Raw genomic sequence first — 21,384 nt, 5'->3', positions numbered from 1 at the left:
AAGATAATTTTAAATAGAACCTGATACAAGTTAAGGGCACAAATATAATGAACAAAAAAGTGGCATTTTACACATTAGGCTGTAAGCTTAATTTTTCTGAAACATCAACCATTGCAAGAAATTTTAATAATGAAGGTTTTGAAAGGGTAGATTTTTCTGAAAAAGCAGATATTTATGTAATTAACACATGTTCTGTTACTGAAAATGCCGATAAACGCTTTAAAACCATTGTAAAACAAGCACAAAAAACTAATGAAAAAGCATTTATAGCTGCTGTTGGCTGTTATGCCCAATTAAAACCACAAGAATTAGCCGATGTAAATGGCGTAGATTTGGTGCTTGGTGCTACCGAGAAATTTAAAATTACAGATTATCTGAACGATTTAAGTAAAAACGATTTTGGCGAAGTACACTCTTGCGAAATTGAAGAGGCAGATTTTTACGTGGGCTCATACTCTATTGGAGACAGAACACGTGCTTTTTTAAAGGTGCAAGATGGCTGCGATTATAAATGTACCTATTGTACAATTCCTTTAGCACGTGGTATTTCACGAAGTGATACCATGGAAAATGTACTAAAAAATGCCCGAGAAATTTCTGCTAAAAACATAAAAGAAATTGTTTTAACGGGTGTTAATATAGGCGATTATGGTAAAGGTGAATTTGGCAATAAAAAACATGAGCACACATTTCTAGATTTAGTTACAGAGCTTGATAAAGTTGAAGGTATTGAGCGTTTACGTATTTCATCTATTGAACCTAATTTGCTTAAAAATGAAACTATAGATTTGGTTTCAAAATCTAGAGCATTTGTACCACATTTTCATGTGCCTTTACAAAGTGGAAATAATGAAATTTTAAAAAAAATGAAGCGCCGTTACATGCGTGAATTGTATGTTGATAGGGTAGCTAAAATAAAAGAAGTTATGCCACATGCCTGTATTGGTGTTGATGTTATTGTTGGTTTTCCTGGTGAAACTGATGCTCATTTTTTTGAAACATATAACTTTTTAAATGAATTAGATATTTCATATTTACATGTGTTTACGTATTCTGAACGAGATAATACTGAAGCAGCAGCTATGGGCGGTGTAGTGCCAAAAAACATACGCAGTAAACGCAGTAAAATGCTACGTGGCTTATCAGTTAAAAAACGTCGTGCTTTTTACGAAAGCCAAATAGGAACTACCAGAACAGTGCTTTTTGAAAGCGAAAATAAAGAAGGTTATATTCATGGCTTTACAGAAAATTACGTGAAGGTAAAAACACCGTGGAATCCTGCTTTGGTTAATACGTTGCATCAAGTTGAGTTAACCGAAATAGATGCAGATGGTTTGGTGCGTTTTAATTTTACTAAAGTATTAGCCTAAATTTTAAACTTAAATTTATAACGCTTAAACAGATTTGTTTGTTTTCATTACATGCTTAATGTTACATTTGAATTGAAAATATTAAGTTTCAAAAAAAAATGACATATTGGTCTAAAATAGTATTAATTGGTTTTGTTTTAACATTATCGTGTTCTAAAGATAATGTAGATGAAAACACTACTATCTATGGTACTTGGCAAAATATATCAACCATAAACCAGAATACACACACCTTAAAATTAATTTTTGGAACACATGGTGCATCGGCAAAAATAAATGTTGTTGAAGATGCTGAAGGACATGTTATTTCAAACTTTCAAGGCAATAAAAGCTGGAAAAACACTAATGGTATTATTGAAATTGTTCTGGCAAGCGGAGAAACTGAAGTATATACTGTAAACACACAAAACCAATTAGTGGCTAATAATCAAACTAATATCATATTAAATAAAATTTCAAATGATTATTCGCTTTTAGAAAATAATTAAAAAAACCGCTAAAACTAAGTGAATACTCAATGTAGCGGTTTTAATTTTTTTTAAATGAAACTTAAATTCTAACACCAACAGGTAACATACGCTTGTATTTTCGGTTACTTCTTACAAATTTTGCAATTTCCGGACTTGTTGGTACAATGCTTAAGTTTCTTTCCTGAATTAACTCAAAAACAGCTTCTAAAAACTCTTTTTTAAAATCGTCATCACTAATTGTTTCAGGAATAATAAGTTTTGTTAAAAATATTTTACGCTCTTGTAAAGAATATTCAATTTTAGCTAACTTGTCATCAACTTTTAATTCAAATTGGCGTAAAAAATCATTGTCTATTAATTCAGCAGCATCAACCATTTGTATATTTGTTTTAATTTAAGCGAGGAATAAAATACGTAAACGATTTACTACGTTTACTTTAAAGTGCAAAAGTACGAAAAAAAAACCATATATTAAATATTTAGTAAAGTTAATAGCCTATGAGTCAAGAGTTAATACACATATACTTAATGCCGGGTATGGCCGCTAGTTCATTAATTTTTGAATATATAGATTTGCCTCAAGATACTTTTAAATTGCATTATTTAGAATGGGAAATACCCTTAACTAATGAATCCTTAGGTAGTTATGCTTTAAGAATGACTAAAAAAATAGAACACCAAAACCCAGTTTTATTAGGTGTTTCCTTTGGTGGTGTGCTTGTGCAAGAAATGAGCAAACACATTAAGGTAAAAAAAGTAATTATAGTTTCTAGTGTTAAAAGTAGGCAAGAAATACCAATACACATGCAATTAGCCAAAACCACAGGTGTTTACAAGTTGCTACCAACACATTTAGCAAGTAAAATTGATGTTTTAGAAAAATACGCTTTTGGCAAAGGCTTTACTAAACGTTTAAAACTGTACAAAAAATACTTAGCGGTTAGTGATAATACATATTTAGATTGGGCAATAAAAGAAATGGTAAGTTGGAACCAAGAAAAACCTCAAGAAAATATAATTCATATTCATGGAGATAATGATGCCGTTTTTCCTATTAAAAGCATAAACCATTGTATTACAATACCCAAAGGAACACATATTATGATTATAAATAAATACCGATGGTTTAACACACATTTACCCAATATTATTTTAAAAGATTAATGCTTTTTTAGTAATTTTAGGCAAAACTTTTAAATGATAAAGACAGCAGAACGCATTTTAGCGTGTGTAGGATTGTTAAGTTTATGTTTTATATTTATTTATGCCCTACAAGACGCACCTACCGATGAAAATTTTGAAAAAAAATTAATAAACGATTATAATGTTTATGCATTACAAGTGCCTGAAAACTTAAATTTTGCAGGTGAACAAATGCCTTTAAGCAATCCAGATATTTTAGAACGAATGGACAGAGAGCTTTTAGTTAACACCTATTGGCAATCTAACGGGTTATTAATGTTTAAACGTGCAAAAAAATACTTTCCAATAATTGAACCTATTTTAGCTAAACATGGAGTGCCAGATGATTTTAAATATTTAGCCGTTATTGAAAGCGGATTAACAAACGCCGTGTCACCAGCAGGCGCAAGAGGTGTTTGGCAAATTATGAAAGCTACCGGTAGAGAAAATGGTTTAGAAGTTAACACCAATGTTGATGAACGATACCATTTAGAAAAAGCTACCGAAGTAGCTTGTAAATATTTAATTAGAGCTAAAGAAAATTTAGGCTCATGGACACTAGCTGCAGCTGCATACAACGCTGGTACCGCAGGTGTTTCTCGAAGATTAAGAGAACAAAATGTAACAGATTATTATGATTTGTTACTTGGTGAAGAAACTGGCCGATATTTATTTAGAATAGTAGCTTTAAAAGAAATTTTATCAAACCCAGGTAAATACGGTTTTAATTTTAGAGAAAAAGATTTATACACTAATATTCCAACTTATAAAGTAGAAGTTGATACTGCTGTAACAGATTTTTCAAAGTTTGCCGAAAAATTTGGTATAAACTATAAAATTTTAAAGTTGCACAACCCTTGGCTTCGCGAAAAACATTTAAATAATAAATCTAGAAAACTTTATCACATAGATATTCCTAAAGAAGGCTATTACCAATAATATGTTAGAATACCTAAAACACAATTGGTGGAGTATTCTAATTATTGTTAATTATGTAATTGCAGCATCGGCAGTAATAACAATTATACTTAAAAATTTAAACCCAACAAAAACACTATCCTACATTGTAGTTTTAGTGTTTTTTCCGTTTTTAGGACTTATTGTTTACTATTTATTTGGACAAGAATACCGAAAAAACAAAATCTTCAGCAAAAAAGGAATAGTAAATAAAAATGTAATAAAAACAGTTAATAAAGAATTAGAATTAAGCCGAAATCAATTTAATAAAATTGAAAATTATTTAGATGAAAAAGTAAAATTAGTAAAGCTGTTGCATAACAATGAAAATGAACTTTTAACCCTAAATAATGATGTTGAAATTTTAATAAATGGTAATGATAAGTTTAAAAAGTTATTAAACGATATTAAGCAAGCAAAAGATCATGTGCATCTAGAGTATTACATTGTTAAAGATGATGCTATTGGTAGTGAATTGCTTAATTTATTATGTGAAAAAGCAAAAACAGGAACCACTGTAAGATTAAGTTATGATGATGTAGGGAGCAAAATTTCAAAAAAAATGAAGCAACAGTTAACAAATGCTGGTGTTAATCATTTTCCTTTTATGCCTGTTTTATTTTCTGCGTTAACAGGTAAAATGAATTACAGAAATCATAGAAAAATAGCCATTATTGATGGTGAAATAGGTTATGTTGGTGGTATTAATGTAGGTGATGAATACATAAATAACGGCAATAAATTTTGGCGCGATACCCATTTAAGAATTATTGGTGATGCTGTAAAATCACTACAAATACATTTTTTATCTACCTGGAAATTTGTTTCAAACGAAATTATAACACATTACAAACCTTTTTTTCCTGAAACAAAAGCATTAAACACCAAAATAGCATTACAAATTGCAGGTAGTGGCCCAGATACAGACTGGGCAAATATTATGGAATTAGCAATTACTGCTATAATTACAGCTAAACAATATGTGTACATTACAACACCTTATTTTGTGCCTAATGACGAAATGATTGCTGCCATACAAATAGCGGCTAAAAGTGGTGTTGATGTGCGGTTAATAATTCCAGAAAAGTCAGATTCTTGGGTAGTTAAGCATGCCTCAAATTCATTTTTAGAAGCTTTGTTAAAAGCCAATGTAAAAGTTTTTAAGTATCATAAAGGTTTTGTGCATGCTAAAACTATTGTTATTGATGATATTTTTGCTATGGTAGGCACATCAAATATGGATTACAGAAGTTTCAATATTAATTTCGAAATAAATTCTCTTATTTATAATATTGAAAAAAGTAAAGAACTAAAATCACACTTTTTAGAAGATTTAAAACATAGCAACCAGGTAGATTACAAAGCACATTCAAATCGTTCTAAATTTGAGAAATTAAAAGAATCGTATTGCAGGCTATGGTCGCCCTTAATTTAATTAGTTTTTTTCTTCTTTTTCTTAAGTTTATTTATCCAAATAATTGTGCCTGTAACGGGTAAACTTGTTCCAATTAAGCAGGCTAAAAAGTATATTATTTTTGTAGTTGTTCCAAAAATTTCACCTGTATGAATTGGTTTAATTAGCGATGCTATTTTTACATTTAAAGGTTTGTTTTTAAAAATATCAACAGCTAAAACATTTCCAGATTGGTCTATGTAAACCTTATCGGTTGTTACAGGAGACCAATTATTAGCATTAGTTTTTCTAAATGCATAATAATTATTTTTCTTGTTTGGAAATGAAACACTAAGCTTTCCGTTATAGTTAAGTGTTTTATTGGCAATGTTTATGGCTTTATCAACAGAAATAATATTTTTAGTTGTATTGTTTAGCTCTATTTTGGGTGTAGATCTATTAAAAATTTTAGTGCCAATTAAATTGCCTAAACCGTTACGGTAACCTTCAAAAGACCAGCATAAACCAGTAATTCCCATTATAACAATAAAAATGCAAGCGTAAAAACCTAATGTGTTATGCAAATCGTGGTTAATGCGTTTCCAATTTGCATTGGTTTTAATTTTAAATCCGGGTTTAAAATTTTTCCATTTTAATTTCCTTGGAAACCATAAAATAATACCAGAAATAGATAGTATTAAAAATATTATGGTAGCAATACCTACAATGGGTCTTCCTATTTTTGAGTCTAATAACAACCAGCGGTGTAGCTTAAACATGCTAAATAAAAAGGCGTCGGCGCTTGTTTTTTCAGCCGTTTGTAGCTCGCCAGAGTAGGGGTTTACAATCATAGAGCTACCGCGTCTTTCTTTCATGCTTTTTTTTACTGAAAATATATATGCTTCATGAGTGTTGTTGGGTATACTCAAGCCTGTTACAAAACCGTTATTACTATTTTTTACAATGTTAATTAGTTCTGTTACAGTTTTTTTGTTTTCGGCTTCATTAATTTCAATTTCATTAGAAAACAAATGTTTTATTTCGTGTTCAAAAGCTAAAATAGTACCGCTAAAGCAAACTAAAAATATAATAATGCCACTACCAATACCCAACCAAAGGTGTATATCATTTATTAGTTTTCTAAAAGTATAGGTGTTTTTTTTCATATGTATTAGTGTGCTTTTATTTGTTGGCAAATCTAATTTTAAAAAATAAATTCACAAAATTTATTTAGACTAATTATAAATAAATATATTTTTACTAATTAAAGTTCAAGTTTAAACCAAAAAAAAAGCAAAGCTTAAAGCTTCACTTTTAATGTTGTTATGTAATGAGGTATTATCTGCTACGTCTTTTTTGTGATCTTAAAGATCCGCCCGCACCATAATGTTGGTTAGGGCCAACTGCACGTTTCATGTTTTGTTTCATCATTTTAATTTGATCTGTTAACATACCGTGTTTATCAAGTGTTTGAGCTTCACTTAATAATTTTTGAGCTTCTTGTTTTCTACGTTTAGAAAAAGCAATACCAGCAAGGTTTAATTTAGCCATGGCTAAATCATGTTTCATTGATAGGCCTAAAGACACTGCTTTTTTAAAATATTTTTCAGAGTCGTTCATATTATCCTGCATAGTCATTAAACCATGTAAATAATTATAGTAGCCTTGTTGTTTTTTTACTAAAGCGGCTTCTGGATTTTTAATTTTATCAAGCCATTTTTTTGCGCCGTCAAAATCTTGCTTACGCAATCTTAAAAAAGAAAGTAAAATAAATTCATTTTTAAAGTACAGAAAAATAAAAATACCCGATAGTAATATAAGTGCTATACCGTTACCTATGTAACCTTCAATAAATTGATAAATGGCGTAAGCTATAATTCCTGCTGCTATAATTAGCTTTATAATTTTGTTGTACATATTTATTTTAAATATTTATTATGGGTAAATTTGCCCATATTTACTAGGGTTTTGTTTTAAAATGCAAAGAAACTAAAATTTTCTATAAAAAATATTTTTAAAATAAGTTTGTGAAATAAAAAACTGTTGTATATTTGCACTCGGTTTTGCGGAAAGGTCAAAGCCATATATTAAAATTACATTTCAGATATTTAAAGATATAAGACAATGAGTAAAAGAACGTTTCAACCATCAAAAAGAAAGAGAAGAAACAAACACGGTTTCAGAGAAAGAATGGCTACTGCTAATGGTAGAAAAGTACTTGCCCGTAGAAGAGCTAAGGGTAGAAAGAAATTGTCTGTTTCATCTGAGTCTAGACATAAAAAATAATGATTAACAATTGTTTATAAATTAAAGGTGTTGCTTAAGTGTAACGCCTTTTTTTATGTTTTCTAATTACTAATTTTGTAACTAACTTTTTTTAACAAGAATACTTTATAAAAATGCCAAAAAATCCAAATTTAAAATCTATTCTAATTATTGGTTCGGGTCCTATTATTATTGGGCAAGCGTGTGAGTTTGATTATTCTGGTTCACAGGCATTAAGGTCTTTAAGAGAAGACGGTATTGAAACCATTTTAATTAATTCAAACCCAGCAACAATAATGACAGACCCTTCAATGGCAGATCATGTGTATTTGTTGCCGCTTAACACCAAATCTATAATTAAGATTCTAAAAGAACACCCTCAAATTGATGCCGTTTTGCCAACTATGGGCGGGCAAACTGCATTAAACCTTGCCATTGAAGCCGATGAAAAAGGTATTTGGGAAGACTTTGGTGTAGAATTAATAGGTGTTAATATTGATGCTATTAATATAACTGAAGACAGAGAGCAGTTTAGAGAGCTTATGGGTAAAATTGGAATTCCAATGGCACCACAAGCTACAGCAACATCATTTTTAAAAGGAAAAGAAATAGCGCAAGAATTTGGATTTCCTTTATGTATACGCTCATCATTTACATTAGGTGGCGCAGGTGCAGCTATAGTTTATGAAGAAAAAGACTTTGATAAATTACTACGTAATGGCTTAGAAATTTCGCCAATTCACGAAGTAATGATTGATAAAGCCTTATTAGGCTGGAAAGAATACGAGCTTGAGTTGCTAAGAGATTCAAATGGTAACGTAGTTATTATTTGTTCTATTGAAAACATGGACCCAATGGGTATTCATACAGGTGATTCTATAACAGTAGCACCAGCCATGACTTTAAGCGATAGAACCTACCAAAAAATGCGCGATATGGCTATACATATGATGCGTAGTATTGGCGATTTTGCAGGTGGTTGTAACGTACAATTTGCGGTTTCACCAGATGAAAACGAAGATATTATTGCTATTGAAATTAATCCGCGAGTATCACGTTCATCAGCCTTAGCAAGTAAAGCAACCGGTTATCCAATTGCAAAAATTGCGGCTAAATTAGCGCTAGGGTATAGTTTAGATGAATTGAGCAACCAAATTACAAAATCAACGTCGGCGTTATTTGAGCCTACTTTAGATTATGTCATTGTGAAAATACCACGTTGGAATTTTGATAAGTTTGAAGGATCAGACCGTACATTAGGACTTCAAATGAAAGCCGTAGGTGAAGTTATGGGTATTGGGCGCTCTTTCCAAGAAGCGCTTCATAAAGCAACACAATCTTTAGAAATTAAACGTAATGGTTTAGGTGCCGATGGTAAAGAAAATACCAATTACGAACAAATAATTGAAAAATTAACACATGCCTCCTGGGATCGTGTTTTCATCATTTACGATGCCATTAAAATGGGTATTCCGTTAAGTAGAATTCACGAAATTACCAGAATTGACATGTGGTTCTTAAAACAATATGAAGAATTGTATTTCTTAGAAAAAGAAATTTCAACCTTCAATATTAACACCATTGAAAAACCACTTTTATTAGAAGCGAAGCAAAAAGGTTACGGAGATAGGCAAATAGCCCATATGCTTGGGTGTTTAGAAAGCGAAGTTTATAGCAAGCGTGAAGCGTTAAATATAAACAGAGTTTACAAACTTGTTGATACTTGTGCGGCAGAGTTTGAAGCCAAAACACCATATTACTATTCAACATTTGAAAGTGATATGCAAACAGCTAATGGCGAGCGTTTTTCACATAACGAAAGTGTTGTAACAGATAAAAAGAAAATAATTGTTTTAGGCTCAGGGCCAAACCGTATTGGGCAAGGTATTGAGTTTGATTATTGTTGTGTACATGGAGTTTTAGCTGCTGCAGAATGTGGTTATGAAACTATTATGATTAACTGTAACCCTGAAACAGTTTCAACCGATTTTGATACAGCCGATAAGTTATATTTTGAACCTGTTTTCTGGGAACATATTTATGACATAATTAAGCATGAAAAACCAGAAGGTGTAATTGTACAGTTAGGTGGGCAAACAGCTTTAAAACTCGCTGAGAAATTAGATCGTTACGGTATTAAAATAATAGGTACAAGTTATAAAGCTTTAGATTTAGCCGAAGATAGAGGAAGTTTCTCTACATTATTAAAAGAGAATAATATTCCTTACCCGCAATTTGATACGGCAGAAACTGCCGATGAAGCCTTAGCCGTTGCTAAAGAATTAGATTTCCCAATTCTTGTTAGACCATCTTACGTTTTAGGAGGTCAGGGAATGAAAATTGTAATTAATGAAAAAGAATTAGAAGAGCACGTAGTAAGTCTTTTAAATAAAATTCCTAATAATAAGTTGTTATTAGATCATTATTTAGAAGGAGCAATAGAAGCTGAAGCAGATGCCATTTGTGATGGAGAAGATGTTTATATTATTGGTATAATGGAACATATTGAACCTTGTGGAGTGCATTCAGGTGATAGTAATTCTACATTGCCACCATTTAACCTTGGTGAATATGTAATGCAACAAATAAAAGATCATACTAAAAAAATTGCATTAGCACTAAATACAGTAGGTTTAATAAACATACAGTTTGCAATTAAAGATGATAAAGTTTATATTATTGAAGCAAACCCTAGAGCTTCTAGAACAGTACCATTTATAGCAAAAGCATACGGAGAGCCTTATGTAAACTATGCTACTAAATTGATGCTAGGAGAAAAGAAAGTAAAAGACTTTACGTTTAATCCTCAATTAGAAGGTTATGCTATAAAGCAACCAGTTTTCTCATTTAATAAGTTCCCTAATGTAGATAAAACTTTAGGCCCTGAAATGAAAAGTACGGGTGAAAGCATATTATTTATTGATAGCTTAAAAGATGATGCGTTTTACGATTTATACTCAAGACGAAAAATGTATTTAAGTAAGTAATAATAAAATAATTTAATTATAAAAAGCCGCTAAAATTAAAATTTAGCGGCTTTTTTTATAAGATAATTTATAGGTATATTATTATATTATTCTCTAAAAATGCTTGTTGTACCATTGCATGTCCATAGCGTTTCCCCATTGTCAAAAGCAGAGAAAGTATTGGTGCCTGTAAAGCTATTTGTGTCTTCAGAATATGTGTAAGTGCCTACAAATTCGCGTGTGTTTCCAGATGGTAAAGTGTATACGGTTTCTAGAGTCAATTCGTTGTCAATTAATTCGTAATACGAACTTGTTAGATATCCTGGTTCTGTAAATTCAACAGTGTTATTATCATGAAATATAAAATCGAAAGAAGGGCCTTCTTCTAAGTCAAAACCGTTTGAACATGTTTCTCCGTGTCTTTGAAACTCCCACGAGCCAATAAGAATTTCATCTTCAAGTTTATTCTCAGAGTCGTCAGAAGAGCAAGAAAATAACAACAAAGCTAATGTAGTAAGTAGAAATATTTTTTTGTATGTATTAAAAATCATTTTAGTCTATTTAAAGTTATAATTTATAAATTCATCATTACGTTATGTTGTTTCAAAATGTCTAAATAATCATCAAGTTCAAACTCTGAAGCTTTAAATTTTGAACTTCTCTTTTTAGCCTGTTCTTGTCTGGCAATGCTTCGTGCAAAACGTCTTACGCTTTCAACACTATCAATAATAAGTCCAGGTACTTTGGCGTTGTTTCCATTTTCATCTTTTGCAACCATTGTAAAATATGATGAGTTACAATGTTTTACTACGCCTGTTTGAATGTTTTCTGCTTCAACCCTTAAACCCACAACCATTGATGTTCTTCCGGTGTAATTTACAGATGCTTTTAAGGTTACTAGTTCGCCTACTTCAATAGGATTTAAAAAATCTACTCTGTTAACAGATGCTGTAACACAATAATGTCTTGAATGTTTTGATGCGCATGCAAATGCAATTTGATCCATTAAATTTAAAATATGCCCACCGTGAATTTTTCCACTAAAATTTGAGTGTGATGGTAGCATAAGTTCTGTAATTGTTACTTGCGATTCTTTTGGGTGTTTAAACATGTTTAAGCTGTTAAATTGAAAAGTATTCCTGTTATTATGGCTATGCCAAAGCTTATTAGTGTGCCTATTAAAATGTACTCTGTTAATTGTCTGTCTTTTGAATCTCTTAAATCTTTAAACCTGAAAACAGATTTGGCCGTAATTAAAAAGCCAACAGCTTCCCAATGGTTTGATATTATAAAAATAAACACCAACAAGCGTTCTAAAATACCAATATATTTACCAGCATCTTCTAAAGAATCTTCACTTTTAAAAAGTTCTGAAATATTCCACTTTAAAAAAATAGTTTTCATAATTACTGATGCCGGAATTGTTAAAAATAACAAACAGGTTACCAACAAAATATTAGTTTCATTAAATAAAATAGCGGTATTTATAACTTTTTTTGTAGCTATTATATATGCAAAAACAATAACTATTATATGGCACAATTGATCTAAAAAAAATAAAATGCGTTTGTTTTTTTCATTTTGAAGTATGAGTTTTAACGCATCAATTATAAAATGTGATATTCCAATTAAAAGTAATATATGCCATAAATTAATATTCCATAATAGTATTGCTGTTATTATAATATGAATTAAAACATGTATGTAAAGCTTGCCAGATTTTAGTTTTTTTTGTTTTTTTTCGGCTACCCATTTTGATGGTTGCAGAAAAAAATCGGCAATAATGTGTGCTAAAATTAGTTTTATTAAAAGCATCATAGTGTGGCAATTTTTTGTTTAAACATTTGGTTTAATTCTAAAATATTATCTAAAGCAGCTCTTTTTTGGCGTTTGCTTATAGCATCTTGTTTGGTGCCTATTTTTTCGGCGAGTTCTTTTTGTAGCGCATTAGGGTTTTCAATGGAAAGTTTTACTATTTCGGCAGAATTAGTAGTCCAATTATCCATGGTGGTTAAAGCCAATTTAAAATATAGATTTAGCTCTGCATTTAAGGTTTTGTTACTAGTTTTAATTTGAAGGTTTTGTTTTTCCTTCTTTAAAAGTTCTAATGTTTCACCAGAAAAAATAAAAGCTTCGCCGTTAGATTCTGTTACCATTTTGCCATTAAATGTTTTTTTGCCAATACCAATGGCAATTCTAACATCAAGATTTTTTAAGGTTTTTATACAGGCTTTTATATATATAGCAGCTAAAAAACTGTCTTCTATTTTAGGAATTTCAATCTGAAAACTATCACCGCGGTAAATATCCCACTGTGCGTTATTTGAATTTAATTTTACTAATGCGTCTTTTAAAACACTCATCCAAACATCAGGGGTTGTGCCTCTAGATTTTATAATATCACCTGTAATTACACTTGTCATAAACAACAGCTGTTTTAATTCCATATTTAAGGAATAATTGAAAATATTCCGTATTTAAGGAATAATTAAATATATTCCATATTTAAGGAATTTTAAATATATTGTATTTTTTTGTGATATTCAACAAAATCATGTTTTTATGTGATAATGTTGTGCTGCTTTTACTCTTCATCTGCACGTTTAATAATGGCTTCCGGTAGCGATTTTTTTGCTTTAGCTCCCATTTTTTTGAGTTTTTCTACACTAGTTATCAGGTTTCCTCTGCCTTCAACCAATTTATTCATAGCTGCAGAATAATCGGTTTTAGCAGCGTCTATTTTTTTGCCAACACCAGTTAAATCTTTTACTAAACCTTCAAACTTATCATAAAGTGCACCGGCTTGTCTTGCAATTTCTAAGGCGTTTTGTTGTTGCTTTTCATTGGTCCACATGCTATCAATGGTGCGTAATGTAGCTAAAAGGGTAGACGGTGTAACAATAACAATATTTTTTTCAAACGCTTTGTTGTATATGGTGTTATCTTGGTTTACAACAACGGCAAATGCAGGTTCAATAGGAATAAACATTAATACAAAATCGGGCGATTCAATATCATATAAGTCTTGATAGTTTTTTTCTGAAAGCTGATCTACATGACGTTTAACCGAATTTACGTGTGCTTTTAAAAACAAATCTTTTTGCTCATCATCGGCATTAACAAAGCGTTCATAATCGGTTAAAGATACTTTACTGTCAATAATCATTTTTTTACCGTCTGGTAAATGTAAAACCACATCGGGCATTACACGCGAGTTGTCATCTCTAGTGAAACTTTGCTGTACAAAATACTCACGATCTTTTTCTAACCCCGATTTTTCTAACACACGTTCTAAAACTAATTCGCCCCAATTACCTTGCATTTTGCTGTCGCCTTTTAGGGCACGTGTTAGGTTTGTGGCTTCTTTAGTCATTTGTTGATTTAAATCTTTTAAACCTAGTAATTGCTCTTTTAAAGCCGAATGCATGCTAATGCTTTCTTTTTGTGTTAAATCTACCTTCTCTTCAAAGGTTTTTATTTTCTCCTGTAACGGATTTAAAATATTTTTGATGTTTTCTTTATTCTGCTCTGTAAATTTATTTGACTTTTCATCAAGAATTTTATTGGCTAAATTTTCAAACTCTTTAGTGAATTTTTCTTGTAGTTTTTCAACTTCTTCTTTTTGTTCGTTATTTTTAAGTTGAAGGTTTTCAAACTCAGTGTTTTTTCTGGTTAATTCGGCATTTAAAAACTCTTTTTCTCTTCTAACAGTTTCGCGTTCAGTTTCAATTTTTGAAATAGCTTCTTTTAAATCGTTTAACTGACTGTTAAAACGTTCATTTTGTTTTTCGTTTTCAGTATTGTGAAAGGTTTTAAGCGCTGTTATTTGTTGTTGTAAATTATTGTTGCGTTCTTCTAGCGTGCTTTTTTCGGTTTTGCTTTTTAGTTTAGCAATGGTTAAACCAATGTAACCGCCAATGCAGGCAGAAACGAGTATTGAAATGATGAGAATTAGGCTGTCGTTCATTTGAAATTTTAGATTTTATCAAAGATAATTTTTATGTAGAAAAGTTGCTAAGTAAATTATTATTTCTTCACTTTAAAACTACCTGTTTTTTCATCAAAGGCAATTAAATCTTCAGGGAAAAGAGCGTTAAAAATACCACTAGAAATAAGGTTGCAAGGTGTGTTTATAACAACTTCATTTTTTGTCATTACAATCATTTCATCACAAAGCTGAATGGCTAAATCTATTTCATGTGATGAAAAAAGGATGGATTTATTGGTGTTTTTAGCTAGGTCTTTTAAAAGTTTTAATGTGCGTGCTTTATGATACATATCTAAATGCGTGGTGGGTTCATCTAGTATTATAATGTCTGTATCTTGTGCTAGTGCGCGGGCAATTAATACTTTTTGTAATTGCCCATCACTAAGTTCAAAACACTTTTTGTTTTTTAAGTGTTCAATATTAATTTCTTTAAGCGCATTATTTACTATTTGAGTATCGGTTTGGGTTAAATTACCAATCCAATTAGTGTATGGCTGCCTACCCAAAGCTACCAATTCAAAAACGGTAAAGTTTTTTGAGGCTAAGGGTTCTGTTAGTACTAAACTTAATGTTTTTGCTAAATCTAAACTAGAGTATGTGTTTAGTAATTTATTGTTTATAAAAATTTGTCCGCTAATAGGCGGTTGCACTTTGGTTAGTGTACGTAGCAATGTAGATTTACCAATGCCATTAGTGCCAATTAAACCAATAAGTGCACCTTTTTTTAGGGTTACATTAATATTTGAAGCCACAACGGTTTTCGCTTTTTTAGAAGTATAACCAATGGATAGGTTTTTGGTTTTTAAAATGACGTTGTGTGCTTGTTTAGTTAGCATTTTAAATTCAGAATTTAAACGTTTTAAAATAGTATGTTTCGTTTTCTAACCAAAAGCCAAATAACTACGGGTGCTCCAACTAATGATGTAATAGCGTTTATTGGTAATGTAAATTCGGCGCTTGGTAATTGGGCTATACTATCGCAAATTAACATAACTATGGCGCCCATTAAAAATACAGCTGGCACCAATATTTTATGGTTTGTAGTATTAAAAACTTGCCTTGTTATATGCGGAATTGCTAAACCAATAAATGCAATTGGGCCTGCAAACGCTGTAATTGTTCCGGCAAGTAAACTGGTGGCTATTATTAATAATAACCTACTTTTTTTTATGTTAACACCTAAGCTTTTGGCATAGTTTTCACCTAATAATAAGCTATTTAAAGGTTTTATGGTTGTTATACTAATTAGTAAACCAAATAGGTAAACTATGCTTAAAATAAAAATTTCTTGCCATGATAAATTACCTAAACTACCAAAGCCCCAAAAAATATATTGCTGTAATTGTTGGGCAGAACTAAAATATGAAAGCACGCCAACAATTGCAGAAGTTATGCTAGAAAACATAAGTCCAATAACAAGTATGGCCATAGTATCTCTTACTCTAGTAGAAACCAAAGTAACTGCTAAAAGCACTAAAAAACTGCCTAAACTAGCGGCTAAAACTATACCCCATTTTGAAGCAAAAACCATAGCGAAAAATCCACCAAAAATAGAAGCCCCCAATATTACAAGTGCAACACCTAAGCTTGCCCCAGAACTAATGCCTAAAACAAATGGACCCGCCAATGGGTTTCTAAAAAGTGTTTGCATTAACAAGCCAGAAATACCTAAACCAGACCCAACTATTATGGCTGTTACAGCTTTTGGCAGCCTGTATTGTAATATAATATGGTTCCAAGCAGTGTTATTAGGCATATTACCTATTAAACTTTTAAAAACAGATTTTAGCGGTATGGCTACAGAACCAAAACTTATGTTTGCCAAAAAACAAATAAGCAACACTAAAAAAAGTGCTATAAATAATAAGCTATGTTTTTTACTATTAGGCAATTATTGTAGTTTTTTAAAAAAATGAGGTGTGTAGTTTGTTAATAATTTTGGGTGGCAAATTTTAATAATATCTTTTAAAACCCAATCTGGTCTTGCAAAGCCTAATTCATAATATAAAACACCACCACTAGTTCCTGTTGTATTAGCTGTAGTGTAAATACTTTTACTTTGGAAGGCTTTAAACTTAGTATGGTGTAAACTACCGTTTTCAAGGTTTTCTAAACTTGAGTAGTTTGATGGGTTTAACCAAATATCGGCTTGTTGTGCTTTGTTAAAAACAGTTTCAAAATTAAGTTTTAAACTACCAACACCACTTGTGTTTGCCCATAAATAGTTTACATTGGCATCTTTTAAAAGTTGTGCTTCAGTACTTGTGCCATTTGGTAAATACCAAACATCACCATGCATGGCTCCACTTAAAATGGTTGGTTTGTTTTCAACTTTAGCAGCTATTTTTTTTGCTGTGTTATAATTGGTTTCAATGGTGTTAAAAATAGAATCTGCTTTGACTTCTTTATTAAAAAGGATGCCAAAAAACTTAAGCCATTCTGCTTTTGCCAATGGCGAATTTTCAACCCAATCTCCATTATAAATTACAGGAATACCAGTTTTTTTAATAGTTTCAATGGTTTTGTTGCCGCCTTCAATACCAAAACTAATTACTAAGTTAGGGTTGATATTTAAAAGAATTTCGGTATTTATACTTTCGTTTTTACCAATGTCTTTAACAAAACCTTCATCAATTCTTTTTCTTATTTTTTTAGAAGAAATAAAATCTGTTTGCGGAAAACCAACAAGTGTATTTTCAACATTTAAAAGTTCTAAAGCTGGTATATGTGTTGTAGATGTAGCTACTAGCTTTTCAATGGGTGTAAGTATTATAGCATCAAATTCATCTTTTAAAAAGCTGGTTTTTGCAGCGTTTTCTTTACTAATTATTGCGTATTTATATGTTTTTGAGGCGTTTGGCCAAGGTTTGTTTATTTGTAAAATCTTATAAGAACCATAATTTTCACAAGAAAAACCTGTAGCATATTTTAGTTCAATTTTTGTACCTGTTGGTGTTTTTTTAAGTTGGGTTTTAGGCTTGTTTTTACAGCTTAAACAAGTACAAATAAAAACTAGTATTAAGCTGTATTTTATTGCTTTTATGTGATTTTTATCACGTTTTTTCATGTAGATGATTTCTAATTTTGAAAAAAATATAACCATGAGAGACGGTTCAAATTTAACAATATATATAGTAGCTGGAGTAATTATTGCTCATTTTCTTATTGGTTTTATTTTTCTTATTTATAAAATGAATAAGAAAAAGTGAGTTTTATTAGAGTTAAAACAATTTTTAAAAGTATTTTTGAGCCGAAATTTGGTTTTGCTCAGTTTCTGCTGGGTAGATTAAAAGGGAATCTGGTGAAATTCCAGAACTGTTCCCGCAACTGTAAAGTTTACGCTAGATAATTCTAGTACCTCAAATTAAGGACATTATTTACTGCAATACCACTGGTTTTTTCTGGGAAGGTATAAATAATGTAAAACAAGTCAGGAGACCTGCCAATTTCACAAAAAAAATAAGTTAAACTTTCGGGATAAAAGTTTGCGTATGATAATCCATGCGATTCTCGATTAATTAGTTATTAAAATGAACAAAAAAACACATGTTTTTGCATTGTTATGCTTAGGCATATCATGGGTTGGCTTTGCACAACAAAATGAAAATTCAACTAATGTTGAACAATTAGATGAAGTGGTAGTTACAGATTCTAGATTTGCGTTAAAACGTGAAAACTCAGGTAAAACTGTTATTAAAATTTCTAGAGCAGAGATTGAAAAAAATCAAGGAAAAACCATTGCACAGCTTATAAATACCAAAAGTGGTATTGAGGTAAATGGTAGCCGCAGTGTTGCCGGACAAAACATAAGCACTTTTGTGCGTGGTGGCAATAACCGCCAAGTTTTAGTGTTAATTGACGGTGTACAAGTTAATGACCCATCTGGCGTTGCTAATGATTTTGATTTAAGATTTTTAGATTTAAACACCATTGAATCTATTGAAATTATTAAAGGTGCAGCTAGTACACTATACGGTAATGCAGCTGCTACGGCCGTAATAAATATTACTACTAAAAAAGCATCAAAAAACACTATTTCGGGTAGTTTTTTAACGGTGGTTGGTACTAACCAAAACCAAGACAACCAAAATTATAATGCTGCTAACTTTTCAAATAATGTAAGCATTAACGGTACTGCAAATAAATTTAGTTATGTTGCAGGTTTTGGTAATAGTTATGCCGATGGTTTATCGGCTGCAAAGTCTGAAAATGCTGAAAAAGATGCCTTTTCAAGATATAATATGAATGTGAATTTGGGGTATCAATTTTCTGATAGTTTTGAAATTAAAGCATATGCTACACATGATAATTTTAAAACCGATATTGATGGTTTTCCGGCGCCAACATACACCTTTGCAGATACTAATGATGCCTATAAATCTGAACAAACTAGGGTAGGAGTAGCGCCTAAATTTACTTACCAAAACGGTAGTTTTAACGTAAATGCAGCTTACACAAAAATTGACCGAGAAACTATTTCTGAATTTAGTGCTGCTTTTGAAGCAGAAAGTTACGTGGTTGATGCTTTTAATAAGTATAATTTTAGTGATAAATTTTATACCATTGTAGGCTTTAATTACGGTAAATTTCAAACCGTTTTTACTGATGAAGAAGATTACACCACTTCAGATCCATATTTAAATGTGGTTTATGTATCAGATTACGGATTTAACTTAAACCTTGGAGGTAGATTAAACAACCACAGTGAGTATGGTTCTCACTTTGTTTATAGTATAAATCCATCTTACAAAATAAATGTGAATAACGGTTATGCTAAGTTTTTTGGGTCTTATGCAACATCATTTATAGCACCAAATCTATCGCAATTATTTGGCTTTTTTGGAGCAAATCCAGATTTAGAGCCCGAAGAAAACGCAACTATTGAAGGTGGTTTAGAGTATAACACCAAAAAAGGATTGCTACTTAGCGCTTTATATTTTAACAGAAAAGAAGAAAACACCATTATTTACACAAGTGCTTATGAAAACGCAAGTGCTAATGCTACTGTGCATGGGTTAGAGGTAGAAGCAAATGTTAAGCTTATTGAAAACTTAAGCTTTAATGCAAATTATACGTTTACTGAATTGAAAGACGGCCAACGTTTAAGAGTGCCAAAACACAAAGCAAATGCAGTTTTAGGGTATAGCTTTAATGAAAAAACGTTTGCCTCAATTAACTATCAGTATGTAGGTACGCGATTAGATACAGATTTTGCAACATTTTCTAATGTTGATTTAGATGCATTTTCTTTAATAGATGTGTATTTCAGCCAAAAATTAATAAAAAATAAAGTGAAGCTTTTTTTAAACGTAACTAATATTTTAAATGAAGATTATTTTGAAATTCTAGATTACACAACAAGAGGCCGAAACGTAAACCTTGGTTTAAATATAACCTTATAGTGAGAGGTAAGGTTTTGTATAAAAGCATCACACATTATCTGCTAGTGTGTGGTGTTTTTTGTTTTGAAAAACACATGGTATTATGAAGTACAATTTGAACAAAATGATGGCGCTAGATGTGTATTTATCTGCTTTAAATAATGATGAATATAAAGCTGTTTCTGGTAAGTTAGAGTATAACATTAAAAGCAGAATGCCATTGCAAAGTTGGGATGTAATTAATGAGAATAGATTAAATTTATTTGAAAAAGCCGAACGCCAACGCGATATTAATAGCGTTAAAACATTAGCCCAAAAACTACATTGGAAAAACAATATTGATGCTATTTTTAGTAATACCAATTTTGAGGCTATTATAGTTACAGATGTTTACCAAAATATTATTTGGGTAAATAAAGGTTTTACAAAAATGACAGGTTATGCTAAAGTTGAAGCACTAAACAAAACACCAAGGTTTTTACAAGGACCAAAAACAAGTTTAAAGGCAAAAGAAAATATTAAGAAGTTACTAAAGGAAAATAAACCATTTCATGAGCTTGTTGTTAATTATAAAAAAAGTGGTGAAATTTATAATTGTGAAGTAAACATTTTTCCGTTGTTTGGCTATAATAACAAAACACACTTTATGGCGCTTGAAAAACAAATTAGTTGTTAAGTGTAAAAATTACTTTGGTACTAAATCACAATACCAAACGCCATATGTATTGGTATTACTGTTACATACAGAATCATCTGTTTTTGGGTTTTTATATTCGCGATATATTTTTTCACCAATAGAAAAAGTTACCGGTTTTTTAAAAATGGGTCCGTCAAAACAAAAGGTGTGGAATTCTCCGTTTTCACCACAAGGGTCAACATCTTCGGGTAAGTTATCAATAAAACTGTCATCTATTATTGTGCCTACAAAATCGGCATTAAAAAATTTAGAATTGGCACAGACAACAATGGTTTCAAAACCTAATTGTAAAAATTCATTGAGTAGTTCTTTAGTATCACGTTTCCATATTGGGAAAACAGCTTTAAAGCCTTGTTTTGCTAATTGGTCTTCACGGTATTTGCGTAAATCTTCTAAAAAAATATCACCAAAAGTACTGTGTGTATAACCTTCATTTTTTAGTCTATAAACCGTTTTATTCATTATGGTTTCATAGGTTTCCATATCTGGCATTTCGGGTAATTCAATACGGTTGGCTTTTATACCAATAGCATTGGTTTGAGCTTCAAGTAACTCATTTCTAAGTCCGTGCATAGAAACCCGGTTGTAATGGCTATTTACGGTTGTGATTAATTCATCAACTATGAATTTTTCATCTTTCAACATGTAATATAGCGCCAAAGCAGAATCTTTTCCAGTGCTCCAGTTAAAATAGGTTTTGTGTTTTTTCAAGGAA

At 31.0% G+C, this 21,384-nt stretch carries 21 protein-coding genes and 1 riboswitch; of the genes, 9 read left to right on the top strand and 12 right to left on the bottom strand.

The features are described from left to right. Positions 1–47: 47 nt before the first annotated feature. Positions 48–1,370, top strand: coding sequence for a tRNA (N(6)-L-threonylcarbamoyladenosine(37)-C(2))-methylthiotransferase MtaB (mtaB, locus tag ACYX4H_RS01745; RefSeq protein ID WP_476237497.1), 1,323 nt, complete (start codon positions 48–50; stop codon positions 1,368–1,370). Between the two features lie 98 nt (positions 1,371–1,468). After that, the gene (locus ACYX4H_RS01740; protein ID WP_476237495.1) at positions 1,469–1,858 is read left to right on the top strand and encodes a hypothetical protein; all 390 of its coding nucleotides are present in this window, start codon (positions 1,469–1,471) and stop codon (positions 1,856–1,858) included. A 61-nt stretch (positions 1,859–1,919) separates the two neighbouring features. On the opposite strand, the gene ACYX4H_RS01735 is transcribed toward ACYX4H_RS01740, so the two are convergent. Beyond that, positions 1,920–2,216 carry an N-acetyltransferase gene (locus ACYX4H_RS01735; RefSeq protein WP_475295462.1) on the bottom strand — a complete coding sequence of 99 codons (297 nt, stop codon included), beginning with the start codon at positions 2,214–2,216 and terminating at the stop codon, positions 1,920–1,922. A 122-nt stretch (positions 2,217–2,338) separates the two neighbouring features. On the opposite strand from ACYX4H_RS01735, the gene ACYX4H_RS01730 reads away from it, so the two are divergent. The 3 genes from ACYX4H_RS01730 to cls are packed head-to-tail and all read left to right on the top strand — an operon-like array spanning position 2,339 to position 5,414. Beyond that, the gene (locus ACYX4H_RS01730) at positions 2,339–3,004 is read left to right on the top strand and encodes an alpha/beta hydrolase (protein WP_476237494.1); all 666 of its coding nucleotides are present in this window, start codon (positions 2,339–2,341) and stop codon (positions 3,002–3,004) included. Positions 3,005–3,037: 33 nt separating this feature from the next. After that, positions 3,038–3,961 carry a lytic transglycosylase domain-containing protein gene (locus ACYX4H_RS01725; protein WP_476237493.1) on the top strand — a complete coding sequence of 308 codons (924 nt, stop codon included), beginning with the start codon at positions 3,038–3,040 and terminating at the stop codon, positions 3,959–3,961. A gap of 1 nt (position 3,962) precedes the next feature. Beyond that, positions 3,963–5,414 (top strand): cardiolipin synthase, encoded by a 1,452-nt coding sequence (cls, locus tag ACYX4H_RS01720; RefSeq protein ID WP_476237492.1) that lies wholly within the window; start codon positions 3,963–3,965, stop codon positions 5,412–5,414. On the opposite strand, the gene ACYX4H_RS01715 is transcribed toward cls, so the two are convergent. After that, complete coding sequence (locus ACYX4H_RS01715) at positions 5,411–6,538, bottom strand: PepSY-associated TM helix domain-containing protein (RefSeq protein WP_476237491.1); 1,128 nt, start codon at positions 6,536–6,538, stop codon at positions 5,411–5,413. The two genes, cls and ACYX4H_RS01715, sit on opposite strands and share 4 nt — an antisense overlap. Positions 6,539–6,710: 172 nt before the next feature. Beyond that, a complete protein-coding gene (locus ACYX4H_RS01710) occupies positions 6,711–7,289 on the bottom strand; it encodes a tetratricopeptide repeat protein (protein ID WP_475295458.1) in 579 nt (192 codons plus the stop codon). A gap of 207 nt (positions 7,290–7,496) precedes the next feature. On the opposite strand from ACYX4H_RS01710, the gene rpmH reads away from it, so the two are divergent. Together rpmH and carB are read left to right on the top strand one after the other, a co-directional pair. Then, positions 7,497–7,658 (top strand): 50S ribosomal protein L34, encoded by a 162-nt coding sequence (gene rpmH / locus ACYX4H_RS01705; protein ID WP_129761309.1) that lies wholly within the window; start codon positions 7,497–7,499, stop codon positions 7,656–7,658. Positions 7,659–7,771: 113 nt separating this feature from the next. Next, complete coding sequence (gene carB, locus ACYX4H_RS01700; protein WP_475295457.1) at positions 7,772–10,624, top strand: carbamoyl-phosphate synthase large subunit; 2,853 nt, start codon at positions 7,772–7,774, stop codon at positions 10,622–10,624. Between the two features lie 86 nt (positions 10,625–10,710). Here the strand turns inward: carB and ACYX4H_RS01695 are convergent, their stop codons facing one another. From ACYX4H_RS01695 to ACYX4H_RS01660, 8 genes are all read right to left on the bottom strand, one after another. Then, positions 10,711–11,154 (bottom strand): hypothetical protein, encoded by a 444-nt coding sequence (locus tag ACYX4H_RS01695; protein WP_476237489.1) that lies wholly within the window; start codon positions 11,152–11,154, stop codon positions 10,711–10,713. A 23-nt stretch (positions 11,155–11,177) separates the two neighbouring features. Continuing rightward, entirely contained in the window at positions 11,178–11,714 is a 537-nt protein-coding gene (locus tag ACYX4H_RS01690; protein ID WP_475295455.1) for an acyl-CoA thioesterase, read from the bottom strand. A gap of 2 nt (positions 11,715–11,716) precedes the next feature. Then, positions 11,717–12,421, bottom strand: coding sequence for a DUF3307 domain-containing protein (locus ACYX4H_RS01685; protein ID WP_476237488.1), 705 nt, complete (start codon positions 12,419–12,421; stop codon positions 11,717–11,719). Further along, on the bottom strand, positions 12,418–13,026 hold the full coding sequence (locus ACYX4H_RS01680; RefSeq protein ID WP_476237486.1) for a transcriptional regulator: 609 nt from the start codon (positions 13,024–13,026) through the stop codon (positions 12,418–12,420). The genes ACYX4H_RS01685 and ACYX4H_RS01680 overlap by 4 nt, the downstream gene beginning before the upstream one ends. Positions 13,027–13,187: 161 nt before the next feature. Next, on the bottom strand, positions 13,188–14,570 hold the full coding sequence (locus ACYX4H_RS01675; protein ID WP_476237485.1) for a DNA recombination protein RmuC: 1,383 nt from the start codon (positions 14,568–14,570) through the stop codon (positions 13,188–13,190). A 59-nt stretch (positions 14,571–14,629) separates the two neighbouring features. Next, positions 14,630–15,427: an ABC transporter ATP-binding protein gene (locus ACYX4H_RS01670; protein ID WP_476237484.1), complete on the bottom strand. Its 798-nt coding sequence runs from the start codon at positions 15,425–15,427 to the stop codon at positions 14,630–14,632. Positions 15,428–15,450: 23 nt separating this feature from the next. Continuing rightward, the gene (locus tag ACYX4H_RS01665) at positions 15,451–16,482 is read right to left on the bottom strand and encodes a FecCD family ABC transporter permease (protein ID WP_476237483.1); all 1,032 of its coding nucleotides are present in this window, start codon (positions 16,480–16,482) and stop codon (positions 15,451–15,453) included. Further along, positions 16,483–17,658: an ABC transporter substrate-binding protein gene (locus ACYX4H_RS01660; RefSeq protein WP_476237481.1), complete on the bottom strand. Its 1,176-nt coding sequence runs from the start codon at positions 17,656–17,658 to the stop codon at positions 16,483–16,485. Positions 17,659–17,832: 174 nt separating this feature from the next. Then, positions 17,833–18,052: riboswitch (cobalamin riboswitch) on the top strand. A 69-nt stretch (positions 18,053–18,121) separates the two neighbouring features. Here ACYX4H_RS01660 and ACYX4H_RS01655 point away from each other — a divergent pair. Both ACYX4H_RS01655 and ACYX4H_RS01650 read left to right on the top strand, forming a co-directional pair. Continuing rightward, positions 18,122–19,993: a TonB-dependent receptor plug domain-containing protein gene (locus ACYX4H_RS01655; protein WP_476237480.1), complete on the top strand. Its 1,872-nt coding sequence runs from the start codon at positions 18,122–18,124 to the stop codon at positions 19,991–19,993. Positions 19,994–20,075: 82 nt separating this feature from the next. Further along, positions 20,076–20,648, top strand: a complete 573-nt coding sequence (locus ACYX4H_RS01650; protein WP_476237479.1) for a PAS domain-containing protein — start codon at positions 20,076–20,078, stop codon at positions 20,646–20,648. A gap of 9 nt (positions 20,649–20,657) precedes the next feature. Here the strand turns inward: ACYX4H_RS01650 and ACYX4H_RS01645 are convergent, their stop codons facing one another. Further along, entirely contained in the window at positions 20,658–21,380 is a 723-nt protein-coding gene (locus tag ACYX4H_RS01645; RefSeq protein ID WP_476237477.1) for a Dph6-related ATP pyrophosphatase, read from the bottom strand. Positions 21,381–21,384 lie beyond the last annotated feature (4 nt).

The sequence above is a fragment of the Seonamhaeicola sp. ABD4_340 genome (assembly GCF_056312135.1).
Note: the sequence above shows the minus strand (reverse complement) of the source record. Positions and strands in the feature narration are given on the sequence as shown.